The 13,818-nt window shown below is 64.8% G+C and carries 10 protein-coding genes; 4 read left to right on the top strand and 6 right to left on the bottom strand.

The window, feature by feature from the left end:
• Nucleotides 1-4: 4 nt before the first annotated feature.
• Both AC07VU_RS10080 and AC07VU_RS10075 read right to left on the bottom strand, forming a co-directional pair.
• Entirely contained in the window at nucleotides 5-832 is an 828-nt protein-coding gene (locus AC07VU_RS10080; protein WP_274305210.1) for an ABC transporter ATP-binding protein, read from the bottom strand.
• The gene (locus AC07VU_RS10075) at nucleotides 829-2,424 is read right to left on the bottom strand and encodes an ABC transporter permease (RefSeq protein WP_274305211.1); all 1,596 of its coding nucleotides are present in this window, start codon (nucleotides 2,422-2,424) and stop codon (nucleotides 829-831) included. The genes AC07VU_RS10080 and AC07VU_RS10075 overlap by 4 nt, the downstream gene beginning before the upstream one ends.
• A 389-nt stretch (nucleotides 2,425-2,813) precedes the next feature.
• Between AC07VU_RS10075 and AC07VU_RS10070 the strand changes: the two genes are divergently transcribed.
• On the top strand, nucleotides 2,814-3,836 hold the full coding sequence (locus AC07VU_RS10070) for an ABC transporter substrate-binding protein (RefSeq protein ID WP_495029803.1): 1,023 nt from the start codon (nucleotides 2,814-2,816) through the stop codon (nucleotides 3,834-3,836).
• A gap of 218 nt (nucleotides 3,837-4,054) precedes the next feature.
• On the opposite strand, the gene AC07VU_RS10065 is transcribed toward AC07VU_RS10070, so the two are convergent.
• Entirely contained in the window at nucleotides 4,055-4,975 is a 921-nt protein-coding gene (locus tag AC07VU_RS10065; protein WP_495029802.1) for a LysR family transcriptional regulator, read from the bottom strand.
• 183 nt (nucleotides 4,976-5,158) lie between these two features.
• On the opposite strand from AC07VU_RS10065, the gene AC07VU_RS10060 reads away from it, so the two are divergent.
• Entirely contained in the window at nucleotides 5,159-6,064 is a 906-nt protein-coding gene (locus AC07VU_RS10060) for a TauD/TfdA dioxygenase family protein (protein ID WP_495029801.1), read from the top strand.
• A gap of 273 nt (nucleotides 6,065-6,337) precedes the next feature.
• Here AC07VU_RS10060 and AC07VU_RS10055 read toward each other — a convergent pair whose 3' ends face one another.
• Both AC07VU_RS10055 and AC07VU_RS10050 read right to left on the bottom strand, forming a co-directional pair.
• Nucleotides 6,338-7,954, bottom strand: coding sequence for an alkaline phosphatase family protein (locus AC07VU_RS10055; protein ID WP_495029800.1), 1,617 nt, complete (start codon nucleotides 7,952-7,954; stop codon nucleotides 6,338-6,340).
• A 222-nt stretch (nucleotides 7,955-8,176) separates the two neighbouring features.
• The gene (locus tag AC07VU_RS10050; RefSeq protein WP_009041643.1) at nucleotides 8,177-9,121 is read right to left on the bottom strand and encodes a LysR family transcriptional regulator; all 945 of its coding nucleotides are present in this window, start codon (nucleotides 9,119-9,121) and stop codon (nucleotides 8,177-8,179) included.
• A gap of 154 nt (nucleotides 9,122-9,275) precedes the next feature.
• On the opposite strand from AC07VU_RS10050, the gene AC07VU_RS10045 reads away from it, so the two are divergent.
• Both AC07VU_RS10045 and AC07VU_RS10040 read left to right on the top strand, forming a co-directional pair.
• Nucleotides 9,276-11,645, top strand: coding sequence for a TonB-dependent receptor (locus AC07VU_RS10045; protein ID WP_495029799.1), 2,370 nt, complete (start codon nucleotides 9,276-9,278; stop codon nucleotides 11,643-11,645).
• A gap of 64 nt (nucleotides 11,646-11,709) precedes the next feature.
• Nucleotides 11,710-13,044 (top strand): aryl-sulfate sulfotransferase, encoded by a 1,335-nt coding sequence (locus AC07VU_RS10040; protein ID WP_495029798.1) that lies wholly within the window; start codon nucleotides 11,710-11,712, stop codon nucleotides 13,042-13,044.
• 88 nt (nucleotides 13,045-13,132) lie between these two features.
• On the opposite strand, the gene AC07VU_RS10035 is transcribed toward AC07VU_RS10040, so the two are convergent.
• Nucleotides 13,133-13,804 (bottom strand): hypothetical protein, encoded by a 672-nt coding sequence (locus AC07VU_RS10035; RefSeq protein WP_007928953.1) that lies wholly within the window; start codon nucleotides 13,802-13,804, stop codon nucleotides 13,133-13,135.
• Nucleotides 13,805-13,818 lie beyond the last annotated feature (14 nt).

Raw genomic sequence — 13,818 nt, 5'->3', positions numbered from 1 at the left:
CTTATCAGCAAGCAATAAAGGCCAGTGGCAGGTCACGGATCTGGGCGGGCAAAGGCACCTGGTAGTGATAGTCACGGGTCAGTTCGTGGAGCAGTTCTTCGCGCAGCTGGTGGAAGTCGAAACTGCTGCGCTGGCGCGGATGGGGCAGGGCGATGTCCACCACCCGCTTGATCCGGCCCGGGCGTGGTTCCATCACCACCACGCGGTCGGCGAGGAAGATCGCTTCCTCGACGTCATGGGTGACCAGCACCGTGGTGATCCTGGCCCGCTCGCGGATCGCCAGCAGCTCGTCCTGCATCTGCTGGCGGGTCAGCGCGTCGAGGGCGCCGAAGGGTTCGTCCAGCAGCAGGATGCGCGGGCTGGCCACCAGGCCACGAGCGATGGCTACTCGTTGCGCCATGCCGCCGGACAGCTGGTGCGGGTAGGCGCGGGTGAAATCGGTGAGGCCCACCAGTTCGATGAAATCGGCGATGCGGGTTTGCCGTTCGCTGGCGCTCAGGGCTTCGTTGACCAGGCCCAGGCCGATGTTTTCCGCGACTGTCAGCCAGGGGAACAGGCGGTGTTCCTGGAACACGATGCCGCGTTCGCCGCCGATGCCGCTGACGGCCTTGCCGTCGACGCGGATCTCGCCGCGAAACTGCGTATCCAGGCCGATCAGCAGACGCAGCAGGGTGGATTTGCCGCAGCCGCTTGCGCCGACGATGGCGACGAATTCGCCCTCGGCGATCTCCAGGTTGAATTCGCGGATCGCCTCCAGCTCGCCGCCGGCGACCTCGAAGGTCTTGCCCACATGGCTGAAGCTGACGATGGGAGAAGGTACGAGTGCGTTCATGCGTGTCTCCAGCGTGTGGCGCGGGTTTCGAGCTGTTGGCCAATAAGGTTGAGCAGGGCGCCGGTGAGCCCCACCAGGAGCATGCCGGCCATGATCAGGTCCATGCGCAGCAGCTGCTGGGCGCCGATCATCTGGCTGCCGATGCCGCCGTTGGACGGCATGAAATATTCCGCGCCGATGGTCCCCAGCCAGGCGTAGATCAGGCTCAGGCGCAGGCCGGCGAAGATCCCCGGCGCGGCGCCCGGCAGCACCAGGCGGCGCAGGCGTTGCCAGAGGTTCAGGCGCAGCACTTGCGCCGCCTCGGTCAGTTGCGGCGACAGGTTGGCGACGCTGCGCTGGGTGGCGATAAACAGCGGGAAGAACGCGGCCAGCGCGACAAATACCCATTTCGCCAGCTCCCCAAGGCCGAACCAGGCGGTGAGCAGCGGCACCCAGGCGAAAATGGCGATCTGCCGCAGCGCCGCCAGGGTCGGCCCCAGAAGACGTTCGCTCAGAGGCGACAGGCCCAGCAGCAGGCCCAGGGCAAACCCCAGGCCGCCCCCCAGCAACAGGCCGCCAAGGGTGCGCCGCAGGCTCAGGCCCAGGCCGCCCGACAGGCTGCCGTCGAGCAGGCCGTTCCAGGTGGTTTGCAGCACCGTCAGCGGGCTCACCAGGATATTGGCGTCGACCCATTCCAACTGGTTCGCCACTTGCCACAGCGCCAGCAGGAACAGCGGTAGCAGCCACGGCTGCAGGCGTTGCCAGCCCTGATAGCGCGGGCCGCGGCGGATCTGCGCGATGGCCGGGTGCGGCCAGTGCACCAGGGCCTTGTCCAGCAGGCCGATGCCGCGGTCCATGGCCACGCCCATCACCCCGATCACCACGATGCAGACGAAGACGATATCCAGCATGAACAGCTGGCGCGCCCAGACCATCAGGTAGCCGATGCCTTCGCTGGAGGCCAGCAGCTCCACCGCCAGCAGCGAGGTCCAGCCGGCGGCCAGGGCCAGGCGCACGCCGGCCATGAAGGCGGGCAGGGCGGCGGGCAGCACCAGCCGGCGGATCAGCAGGTGCGGCGGCAGGCGCAGCACGGCGGCGGCCTCGCGCAATCTGGGCTGGGCGTCGCGCACGCCGACCAGGGTATGCAGGGTCACCGGCACCACGATGGCCTTGACCAGCACCACCAGCTTGAGCAGTTCGCCGATGCCGAAAAACACCATGAACAGCGGAATCCAGGCCAGGGTCGGAACCTGGGACAGGGCGGCGAAGGTGGGGAACACCAGGCGTTCCAGGCGCCGGCTGGAACCCAGCGCCGCGCCCAGCACGGCACCGGCGCCGATGCCCGCCAGCAGGCCCCAGGCCAGCCGTTGCAGGCTGATTGCCAGATGGCTCCACAGCTCGCCGCCGGCCAGCTCGAGCGCGCTGCTCCAGACCAATGCCGGTGCCGGCAGGATCTGCTCGCTCATCCAGGCATTGCGGCTGGCCAGCCACCACAGGGCGAACAGGCCCAGGGGCAGCAGCCAGGGCAACAGCCGCCGGTGGATGCGCGGCCAGGACAGCGGCTTATCGGCGGGCGCGGCCAACGGCAAGCTGAGAAGGGAAACACGGGCCATGGATGACCTCCGTTGTCGGGTTTCTTGCTGATTTCAACCGTCTTCTTTCTGTAGGAGCGAGCTTGCTCGCGATAGCGGCATCGGGGCCAAAACCGGCCTGCGGCCTATCGCGAGCAAGCTCGCTCCTACAGTTCGTGTTTGGTTATATAAAAAGTTATATCGATGCTATTGGGAGATAAGAGAGGCCATTTAAGGCCTCCAGGCACGCCGCATCCAATGCATTTGGAGAATATTTTCGATGCTGACCATGCATATGCCGCGCAGAGCCGCGTCCTGGCTGGTTTATTCGAACAGGTTATTAAAATGTGAATTTATAGTATTTAAAGCTTTGATCGCCTTGAGCCTACCTTCTGCTCCTCAATGCCCGTCGCAGCCAGGAGCCACACCTTATGAACCTTCCCTTCAAACGCGTCCTCAGTCTGTTCGCCGCGCCGGCCCTGGCGGGGCTCCTGGGATACCTGCCGCTGCTGGCCCAGGCGGATGAGCTCAAGCAGATCCGCATCGCCGTGCCGGACCTCAGCGCCGGCACCCAGCACAGCGGTGGCGGGGTGACGGACGTGCTGCGCCAGCAGCAGATCTTCGAAAAGGCCTTCGCCGACCAGGGCATCAGCATCCAGTGGAACTACTTCAAGGGCGCCGGCCCAGTGATCAACGAGGCCTTCGCCAACGGTCAGGTGGACCTGGCCTACCTGGGGGACCTGGCGGCAATCATCGGCAAGTCCAACGGCCTGGACACCCGCCTGCTGAGCGCCACCGCCCGTGGGGTCAAGCAGTACCTGGGAGTGGTGCCGGGGTCGGGGATCAAGACCTTGCAGGACCTCAAGGGCAAGCGGGTCGCGGTGTTCCGCGGCACGGCCACGCAGTTGTCGCTGGATGCCGCGCTGGCCAGCCAGGGTCTGAGCGAGAAGGACCTGAAGATCATCAACCTGGATTTCAGCGCGGCGGTCGCGGCGCTGGCGGCGAAGCAGATCGATGCTACCTGGGGCGGTTCCAACTTGAACGCCTTGCAGGCCAAGGGCCTGGCCGAGGTGCCGCTGAACACCAAGGACCTGGGCGGCGCCGGTAGCGTGCAGGCGGTGCTGGTGGGCAGCGGCGCGTTTGTCGACGCCCATCCCGAGGTCGTGGAGAAGCTGCTCAAGGCTCAGCAGCAGGCGGTGCAGTGGCTGACCCAGGACAGCAACAAGGACGCCTATATCGAACTGGTGTCGGGGCTGGCCAGCTACCCGCCGGTGGTGTTGCAGCAGGACCTCAAGGATCAGCGCTTCAGCGAAATCTTCCCCTCGACCCTGGACCCGGTGTTCCTCGGCAAACTGCAGGACGCGGTGGACCTGGCTGCGCAGCAGCGGTTGATCCGCAAGCCGTTCAAGGTCAGCGAATGGGTGGCGCCGCAGTTGGCGGCGGCGGGGTTGTAACGCGGCATTGATCTGTAGCCGCTGCCGAGCAGCGCGAGGCTGCGATCGAGGACGCAGTCCTCGCCAAACCTGTCCACGCGGTTTACCGGGAAGTATGCGGTGCATGGTTTTGCGGCCCCTGCGGCGGAGTGCCGCCCAGAGCGATCGCAGCCTCGCGGGCTCGGCAGCGGCTACAGATTGCGTCTTCTGTAGGAGCGAGGCTTGCCCGCGATGGCGTCCTAGGACGCCATGCTGACCTGCTGCCGATCCACCGCCACCAGCACTTCGATCATCTTGCGGGCTGCCGGCGACAGGCGAAATCCCGTGCGGCTGACGATGCCGCAGCGGGCATTCATGCTCTCGATGTTCTGCGGCAGGTTGCGCCAGTGCAGCAGCGCCAGGGAACCCTGTTCGATGTCCTCGACGAAGGCTTCTTCGGTGCCCACGCCAATCGCATTGGACTGGCGCACGATCTTCACCAGGGCCGGGAAATGCTCGGTCTGGATGGTCGGGGAAAAGTCGATGCGCCCGCTGAGGTTGGCCAGCAGCTTGCGGATTCCCGGCGGGATCAGCGTGGTGGCCAGCGGGTAGTCGAACATGTCGTTGGTCGACAGACTTTCCTTGGCCAGCAGCGGGTGCCCCGGGCGGCAGAAAAACACCCCGTGCTTGGGCGTCAGGGGCTGGGTCTGGAAGTTCGGGTCGGCTTCGAAATGGCGGATGTCGGCGATAAAGAATTCGATCTCTTCGCGGCTCAGGCTGCGGCTGAGTTTTTCCCAGTTATCCACCTCCAGGCAGATGCGCACCTTGGGGTGGATGCCGGTGAATTGCGCCACCGCGTCGGGCACCAGTTTCACCGCCGGCGCCGGGCCGCAACCGAAGCGCAGTTCGCCGGCGTCGAGCTTGGTCATCTGCGTCACTTCGCTGCTCAGCAAGGCCGCGCCCTGCACCAGGCTCAGGGCGTGCTGCAACACCACCTGGCCTTCCGGGGTGGGACGCAAATCCTTGTTGCCACGGTCCACCAGCACGCAGCCGAACTCCTGCTCCAGGCCCTGGATACTGCGGCTGAAGGCCGGCTGGGTGATGCCCATGGCGTCGGCCGCGCGGACAAAACTGCGGTGTTCGTTGAGGGCGATGAAGTAACGCAACTGGCGAAGATCCATATGCTTTCCCGGCATCCGAAAAATAGCCCGAAGGCATTTGCGACGAGTGAGGAATGAGGTTTTAAATGCAAGCTCTTATTCCGTCAACGAAGCATGTGAATATCTATTAGATCTAAAGTGAATATAGATAGAGCGTTGTTTCGCTGCCGCTCAACCGTAAGCAGTCAGACGAGGGTCTACCCGATGAGCAATGCCGCACTAGCCGTTAAACCCGCTGTTCATGCGCTTGAGATCCACCCGGTGGCCGGCCGTATCGGCGCCGAGATCCGTGGCGTGCAACTCTCCGGCGAGCTGGACGCCGCCACGGTCGAAGCCATCCAGCAGGCGCTGGTGGACTACAAGGTGATCTTCTTCCGTGGCCAGACCCACCTCGACGACCAGAGCCAGGAAGCCTTCTCCCACCTGCTCGGCGAGCCGGTGGCGCACCCCACCGTGCCGGTGCGCGACGGCACCCGTTACCTGCTCGAACTGGACGGCGCCGAGGGCCAGCGCGCCAACTCCTGGCACACCGACGTGACCTTCGTCGATGCCTACCCGAAGGCCTCGATCCTGCGTTCGGTGGTGGCGCCGGCCTCCGGTGGCGATACGGTCTGGGCCAACACCGCCACCGCCTACAACGAACTGCCGGTGGAGCTGCGCGAGCTGGCAGACAAGCTCTGGGCGGTGCACAGCAACGAATACGACTACGCCGGGGCCAAGCCGGACGTGTCGGTGGAGAAGCTGGAGCGCTACCGCAAGGTGTTCACCTCCACCGTCTACGAGACCGAGCACCCGCTGGTGCGCGTGCACCCGGTGAGCGGCGAGAAGAGCCTGGTGCTCGGGCATTTCGTCAAACGCATCAAGGGCTACACCCAGGCCGATTCGGCGCACCTGTTCAACCTGTTGCAAAGCCATGTCACGCGTTTGGAAAACACCGTGCGCTGGCGCTGGACCGCCGGTGACGTGGCGATCTGGGACAACCGTTCGACCCAGCATTACGCGGTCGACGACTACGGTACCCAGGACCGCGTGGTCCGCCGCGTGACCCTCAAGGGCGACGTGCCGGTGGGTGTGCATGGGCAGCGTAGCCAGACCATCAAGGGGCTGTGACGGAGGTCGTCACGGTTCTCTGTAGCCGCTGCCGCAGGCTGCGATCGACCCGAAGGGGCGCGGCGGTTTCAACATCGCCAAAGGCCTTCGGCCTTATCGCAGCCTGCGGCAGCGGCTACAGGAGTGCGCGGTGGGTTTGAAATTTTTCGCCGGCAATCGAGCCCGCGAAGCCGCCGTCTCACTTTTCGCGAGCAAGCTCGCTCCTACAGAAAGGCGCAATGCCGTGCCCCTGTAGGAGCGAGCTTGCTCGCGATCAGCCGCGCAGCGGCGCCCTCACCACACCCCGATCTGCACCACCTTCTCCGCCTCCGGCTCGCCATAGCGAAAGCGTTGCCCGCGCAGGTCGATCTCTTCGTGGCTGATGGTGGTCCGCCGCTTCAGCCCGCGCAGCCAGTCGAACAGATACCCCAGGTGTTCCTCGCGCACCGCCGCATAGGCCGGGTCGGCGCCGAGGTCGCGCAGTTCCTGGGGGTCGTTGTAGAGGTCGAACAGCTGCGGGCGGAAGCCGTCGTAGGCCAGGTATTTCCAGCGCTCGCTGCGCACCATGGTCATGCGGCAGCGGTCGATGGGCTGGGCCAGGCGTTCGCGGGCCGGGGCCTGGAACGCGTAGTCGTATTCGCTGATGGCATAGCGGCGCCAGTCGCCCGCCGTGCCGTGCAACAGCGGGATCAGCGAGCGGCCTTCCAGCCGGTGTTCGGCGCCGGGCAGCCCCAGGGCGTCGAGAAAGGTCGGCAGGGCATCGATGGTTTCCACCAGGCGCTCGTCCAGCGTGCCGCGGCTGATATCCGCCGCCGCCCGCGGGTCGCGCACGATCAGTGGCACGCCCACGGCCGGTTCCAGTAAAAACTCCTTTTCCCCCAGCCAGTGATCGCCGAGAAAGTCGCCGTGGTCGCTGGTGAACACGATCAGGGTGTCGTCCCAGCGCCCGCTGCTTTGCAGGAAATCGAACAGGCGGCCGAGCTGATCGTCCACCTGCTTGATCAGGCCCATGTAGGTCGGCACCACGTTCAGGCGCACTTCGTCGCGGGAGAAGTTCTGGCTCTCCTGATGCTGACGAAAGGCGGCATACACCGGGTGGTCGCTGGCCTCGTCGGCGGCGGCGCGCACCGGGGCGATCACCTGCTCGGCCGTGTACAGCGCGTGGTAGGGCGCCGGCGCGATATAGGGCCAGTGCGGCTTGATATAGGATAGGTGCAGGCACCAGGGCTGCTCGCCCTGCTCTTGGATGAAGTCGAGGGCGCGGTCGGTGGTGTAGACGGTCTCCGAATGCTGCTCGGGGACACGGGCCGGCAGGTGGGCGTTGCGCATTTTCCAGCCGCTGAGGATTTCACCCTGTTCACCCGCGGCGGCGTTGGCCCAGTCGTGCCAGGGGTTGCGCCCCTGGTAGCCCTGTTCGCGCAGGTACTGGGTGTAGGGCGCCGACTCGCGTTTGTCGTCGAACAGCGGGCTGTCGGGGAAGATCCCGTCGTGGCGCAGATAGGGTTCGAAACCGACCTCGTTGAGGGCCTCGGCCTGCTGGCTCTCGGGGTCGATCGCCAGGCGCTGCAAGGCATCGAGATTGGGCGTGGCGTGGGTCTTGCCCACCAGCGCGGTGCGGATGCCGTGGGGGCTCAGGTAGTCGCCGATGGTCAGCTCTTCCAGGGGCAGCGGCACGGCGTTCCACGCCACCTGGTGGCTGCTGACATAACGCCCGGTGTAGGCCGACATCCGCGACGGCCCGCAGATGGTGCCCTGGGTGTAGGCGCGGCTGAAGCGCACGCCGGCGGCGGCCAGGCGGTCGATGTTCGGCGTGTGCAGATGGGGGTGGCCGTAGCACGACAGGTAATCGCGGCGCAGCTGGTCGCACATGATGTACAGCACGTTGCGCACGGGTTGGATGGGGTTGGACATGGGCTTCACCGATCGAAAGACAGGTGAGGGTTTTCGCTGTCGCGGGGCGTTCCGACAAGCGCATTTGGCGCATGCTTTTCATGCGTGATATGCATGGGCGAAGGCGACCCCTGTAGCCGCTGCCGAAGGCTGCGATCGCACCGAAGGGGCGTGGCGATTTCAATATCGCTGAAGGCCTGCGGCCTTATCGCAGCCTGCGGCAGCGGCTACAGGTGCGGTGTTTCAGACCGCGAAATTTTCCAGCGAACACAGATCCTCATCCAGCGCGTCGGTGCGCTTGATCTCCTCGATCATCGCCTCGGCCAGCGGCGACAGCCGATAGCCTGCGCGGCTGACGATGCCGTAGCGGGTGTACAGCTCCTCCAGGTCGTCGGCCAGGCCTTCGACCTTCAGGCACACCAGCTCGCCCCGGGCATTGTGCAGCGCATCGCTGTAGGCGCCGATGATGCCGATCGCGTCCGAGCGCATCACCACGCCGAGCAGGCTGTAGCTGTTCTCGCATTCCACATTCGGGACGAAATCCGGCCGGCCGCTGAGATCGACCACGACCTTGCGCAGGTTCGGCGGGCGGATGGTCGCGGCCAGCGGGTAACTCATCAGCTCGGCGGCGGTGACGCTTTCCTGCTCGGCCAGCGGGTGCCCGGCGCGGCAGCAGAAATGCCATTTGCGCGGGCGCAGGCGCTGGGTCAGGTAATCCGGGTTGGCTTCGAATTGCCGGGTGTCGGCGACGAAAAATTCGAACTCTTCGCTGAGCAGGCGTTTGCTCAGGGTTTGCCAGTCATCCACCTGGAACTGCACCCGGGCCTTGGGATAACGCCCGATAAAGCTGCCGATGGCCCGCGGGATCAAACCCGCCGCCGGCGCCGGCCCGCAACCGAAGCGCAGCTCGCCGGCTTCCAGGCCGTTGAACTGGCTGATTTCGTTGGCCAGTTGCTGCGCGCCGCTGACCAGCCGCCGCGCATGTTCGAGCAGCACCAGCCCCTGTTTGGTCGGTGCCAGATCCTTGCGCCCGCGATCCACCAGCTGACAGCCGACGCTGTGCTCCAGGGCCTGGATGCTGCGGCTGAAGGCCGATTGCGACAGGTTCACCGCCAAGGCGGCCGCGACAAAGCTGCGCTGTTCGGCGAGGGCGATGAAGTGACGGAGCTGGCGCAGATCGATATGCATTTTTCACATTGAAAATATCGGGGAAATGCATTGGCTATGCATTAGGTCGACTCTTTATAAAGGCAATCTCTTATTCCGTAAATCTTATTAAAAACATAAATAAATAACTTAAAAGAATATACGGATCAGTCTGTTTTTTGCCCAGGAGCCGCCCATGAGCCCGTTGAACCTTGTCTCCCCCACTTCGCCCCGACGGCTCAAGCGCTTGCCGCTGGCCCTGCTGCTGGCCGGTAGCGCCGGCTGGTCCCACGGCTATGCCGCGCAAGGCGAAACGCCCGCCGAGGCCCCGGCCAAGGCCGATGCCGCCCGGCCCGCCGCCAGCGGCCAGCTGGAAACCGTGACCGTGACCGCGCGGCGCCGCGAGGAGAGCGCCCAGGACGTGCCGACGCCGATGAGCGTGATCGGTGGCCAGGCCCTGGAGAGCCAGCGGGTCTATCGCATCCAGGATCTGCAGCAGCTGGTACCGAGCGTCAACGTCGCCTACATGCATGCGCGCCAGTCCAGCGTGTCGATCCGCGGCCTGGGCAACAACCCGGCCAGCGACGGCCTGGAAGGCAGCGTCGGGTTGTACATCGACAACGTCTACCTGGGGCGGCCGGGCATGGCGGTGTTCGACCTGATGGACATCGAGCAGCTGGAAGTGCTGCGCGGTCCCCAGGGCACGCTGTTCGGCAAGAACACCACCGCCGGGGTGATCAACATCAGCACCCGCGCGCCGAGCTTCACTCCTGAGCGCAGCATCGAGACCTCGGTGGGCGAGGACGGCTACTTCCAGACCAAGGGCACTATTTCCGGGCCGCTGAACGACGAGCTGGCCGGGCGTTTCTCGGCCTATCGCACCCGCAGCGACGGCGATATCAAGAACCAACACGACGGCCATGACCTCAACGGCGGCTCGCGGCAGGGCTTCCGTGGCCAGCTGCTGTTCAAGCCCAACGAGAACTTCAACCTGCGCTGGATCGGCGACTACAACGAAGAGGACTCCAGTGCCGGCACCCGGGTGCTGTACAGCACCGGGCCGACCATCAATGGCGTCAACCAGTACCAGTCGCGGGCCGCTGCGGCCGGCGCCACCCTGGTCGATGGCACGCACCGCAAGGTCAACCTGGACAACGATCAGCACGTCACGGTGTTCCAGGGCGGCACCTCCCTGGAGGCCAACTGGACCCTGCCCAGCGACTTCACCCTGACTTCGGTCAGCGCTTACCGCTGGTGGGATTTCACCCCGCGCAACGACGACGGGCTCAACGTGCCGGCCAGCTATAACGCCGGGGTCTCGGTGGAGGATAAACAGTGGTCCCAGGAGTTCCGCCTGGCCTCGCCCACCGGCGGCTTCTTCGATTACGTGCTCGGCGCCTACTACTTCGGCTCTGACCTGGACAACAAGTCCTTCGCCTATTACGGCCCCAAGGCGGACATCTGGAACGGCACGCCCACCGGCGCCCTGAACAACGTCACCAGCATCGGCAACGGGCATATCCGCACCGACAGCTTCGCGCTGTTCGCCCAGGGCACCTGGCACCTCACCGAGCGCCTGGATTTCACCGCCGGCCTGCGCGGCACCTATGAAGAGAAAAGCGCCTGGGTGACCCGCAACGCGCCAGTGGGGGGCGCCGCGGTGACCGGTGCCGCGGCCACCGCGCGGCGCGGACGGGCCGGGGCCTACGACTCCGGCGACCTCAACCAGTACAGCACCAGCCCCTCGGGCCTGCTCAACCTCAGCTACCGCTTCACCGACGACCTGCTGGGCTATGCCACCCTGTCCCACGGCGAGAAGTCCGGCGGGGTCAACCTTGCGGTCGGCTCGGCGCCCACTGCTGGCGCCGACTCGCTGCTGATCGGCACCGAGCGCGCCAACAATGCCGAGCTGGGCTTCAAGAGCACCCTGTGGGACAAGCGCCTGCAACTCAACGCCAACCTGTTCTGGACCCAGGTCAACGGCTACCAGACCAACGCCTACGACGCCAACAACCGCGTGCAGTACCTGACCAACGCCGGCTCGGTGCGCTCACGGGGCGTGGAAGTCGAAAGCACGCTGATCCCCATCCGTGGCCTGACCCTCAACCTCAACGGCTCCTACAACGACGTGCGCTACCTGTCCTACAAGGATGCGCCATGCCCGCCTGAAGTCAGCCTGCGCCCGGGCGCCCCGGCCTCCTGCGACCTCAGCGGCCACCAGGTGGTCGGCGCCTCGAAATGGATCGGCAACGCCAACGGCGAATACCAATGGAACCTGGACAACGGCCTCGAACCCTACGTCACCGGCAGCTACGCCTTCCGCTCCAAGGCCGTCGGCACCGTCGAGGATTCCGACTACGGCCAGATCCCCAGATACGCGGTGGTCAACCTTTCCACCGGCCTGCGTGGCAACTATGAGCAAGGGCAGTGGGACGTGTCGCTGTGGCTGAAAAATGCCTTCGACAAGACCTACTACACCACGCTGTGGTCGGGGGGGAATGGCGGCTACGAAGGTTTGCTCGGCACGCCGCGGACCCTTGGCGTGACCGGCCGCTACGACTTCTGAACACCCTCATTTGCAACCCGCGCCGGGTTCCGCGGCGCGGTTCGACCTGAACAGGAGTTCCACCATGTTGAACCTCAAGCCCGTGTTGCCCCTGCTGTTGTTGTTCAGTGCCGGGGCCTTCGCCGCCCCCAGCGTCTACCCCACCGGCGTGACCCGTTACGACCCGGCCAAGGCTTTCAATCAGTACGTGATCTTCAGTGGCGCGGACAAGAAAACCCACCTGATCGACATGAATGGCAACGAGGTGAAAACCTGGCCCCAGGCCGGCTTTCCTTCGGCGATCATCGACCCGCAGCTGGTGGGCGGCGCGCGTGGCCGGGTGCTGTTGCAGCTGAGCGAAAAGGACCCCGGCAAACTCGGCTCGGCCGGCAATGGCCTGGGCAACCAGAGCGTCGGCGAGCTGGACTGGGACGGCAAGGTGGTCTGGCAATGGGGCGACCAGGCGCCTGGCGGCGCGGCCCAGCAGCATCATGACCAGCGCCGCCTGAGCAATGGCAACACCCTGGTGCTGGCCAACAAGGTGCATGCGGTGGCGGGCTTCAAGGTGCCGCAAGTGATCGATGACGTGATCTACGAAGTCAGCCCCAAGGGCGAAGTGAAATGGCAGTGGCTGGCCTCCGAACACCTCAAGGAATTCGGCTTCACCCCGGAGCAGTTGAAGCTGGTGCGCACCACCAAGGACCCGGACTACCTGCACATCAACAACCTCAGCGTGGTTGGCCCGAACAAGTGGTTCGACGCCGGCGACAAACGCTTCGCCCCGGACAACCTGCTGTTCGATTCCCGCAACGCCAACTTCATCGCCATCATCGACAAGCAGAGCGGCAAGGTGGTCTGGCGCCTCGGCCCCAACTTGCCGACCCTCAACCCGCGAGCGCCGGCGACCTTGCCGCGCCCGGTGGACCAGTTCGTCGGCCAGCACGACGCCCACATCATCCCCGCCGGCCTGCCGGGCGCGGGCAACCTGCTGGTGTTCGACAACCAGGGCACGGCCGGCTACCCCTCGGTGCCATTGGGGCTGATTTCCGGCTCGCGGGTGCTGGAGATCGACCCCGTGACCCAACAGATCGTCTGGCAGTACAGCGCCGCCAGTTCCAGGCAGCCGGGCTGGGCCTTCTACAGCTCGTTCATCAGCAGCGCCCGACGCCTGCCCAACGGCAATACCCTGATCGATGAAGGCATGAACGGCCGCTTCTTCCAGGTCACGGCAAGCGGTGAAAACGTCTGGGAATACGTCAGCCCGTTCCTCGGCAAGGCTCCGGGCAGCGACGCCATCAGCAACTGGGTGTACCGCGCATTGCCGGTGAGCTATGACTGGGTGCCACAAGGCACGCCACGTTCGGAAACGGCGGTGATTGCGCCGACGGCGGCTTTGCAACCGACTAATGCCAGCCGTTGATCCGACTGCTGCGTGGCTCTGGGTTACCTATAAAGGCTCGCTCGCGATAGCGCCGGTTCAGACGGCGCATCGCGAGGTCTCTACAGGCTTATTTGCAGCTGTAATTTTCAGGCATGGTGACCGTGTAATTACGCTGTACGCGGTCGCGGAAATCCAGGTTCTGCAGGCCTTGCTCCACCAGGAAGGCCTCGACCTTGCCGTTCTGGCAATCCTCGTTATAAGAGGACACCCGCAGCAGATACACCGCACGCCGAGTGGTTTCGTCCCGGGCCGTCGCGGTAAAGGTCGAAAGGGTGGTGTAGCCGGTGCGTTCCGAGGTGCCTACCGGACCATAAGACGTATTGGGCGTGCTGGTGCAGACCAGCTTTTCCTTCTTTTTCTTGCCATCCTTGCACACCGTGGAAGTGCTGTTCTGCACCTGGCCGTAGTCGGTGGCGGTGTAGCGGTAAGTGACTTGCTTGCTATGGATATCGAGGCTGACCGTCATCTTGATCGGCGCATGCTTCTTGGGCAGCGACGCCTCGGTAAACACCTCGCGGAACCCCTGGTCCTTCAACGCATTGACCATATCGCGCAGGTAATAACGGGCATTCAGCGAATTCTCGTCATTCCCCGTCGTGGCCGTCACCAGCACCAGCGCCTGCCGATCAAATTGATAGTCCGGATCCGGCGTGCCATTGAGCGCGACGTCGAACTTGGTGGCGCAGCCGGTGAGCAGAAGGGAAAACAGGAATAGCGGGTAAAGCATGTATCGAGTCATGAGGGCTTCGTTGT

It is taken from the genome of Pseudomonas sp. GW821-FHT02B10 (assembly GCF_059421865.1).
This window is presented reverse-complemented; position numbering and strand designations above follow the sequence as displayed.

What these genes read in the sequence shown, in the direction of transcription:
- AC07VU_RS10065 (WP_495029802.1), bottom strand. Translation starts at nt 4,975, where the DNA reads ATGGATCTTCGCCAGTTGCGTTACTTCATCGCCCTCAACGAACACCGC.
- AC07VU_RS10050 (WP_009041643.1), bottom strand. Translation starts at nt 9,121, where the DNA reads ATGCATATCGATCTGCGCCAGCTCCGTCACTTCATCGCCCTCGCCGAA.
- AC07VU_RS10075 (WP_274305211.1), bottom strand. Translation starts at nt 2,424, where the DNA reads ATGGCCCGTGTTTCCCTTCTCAGCTTGCCGTTGGCCGCGCCCGCCGAT.
- AC07VU_RS10060 (WP_495029801.1), top strand. Translation starts at nt 5,159, where the DNA reads ATGAGCAATGCCGCACTAGCCGTTAAACCCGCTGTTCATGCGCTTGAG.
- AC07VU_RS10080 (WP_274305210.1), bottom strand. Translation starts at nt 832, where the DNA reads ATGAACGCACTCGTACCTTCTCCCATCGTCAGCTTCAGCCATGTGGGC.
- AC07VU_RS10055 (WP_495029800.1), bottom strand. Translation starts at nt 7,954, where the DNA reads ATGTCCAACCCCATCCAACCCGTGCGCAACGTGCTGTACATCATGTGC.
- AC07VU_RS10045 (WP_495029799.1), top strand. Translation starts at nt 9,276, where the DNA reads ATGAGCCCGTTGAACCTTGTCTCCCCCACTTCGCCCCGACGGCTCAAG.
- AC07VU_RS10035 (WP_007928953.1), bottom strand. Translation starts at nt 13,804, where the DNA reads ATGACTCGATACATGCTTTACCCGCTATTCCTGTTTTCCCTTCTGCTC.
- AC07VU_RS10040 (WP_495029798.1), top strand. Translation starts at nt 11,710, where the DNA reads ATGTTGAACCTCAAGCCCGTGTTGCCCCTGCTGTTGTTGTTCAGTGCC.
- AC07VU_RS10070 (WP_495029803.1), top strand. Translation starts at nt 2,814, where the DNA reads ATGAACCTTCCCTTCAAACGCGTCCTCAGTCTGTTCGCCGCGCCGGCC.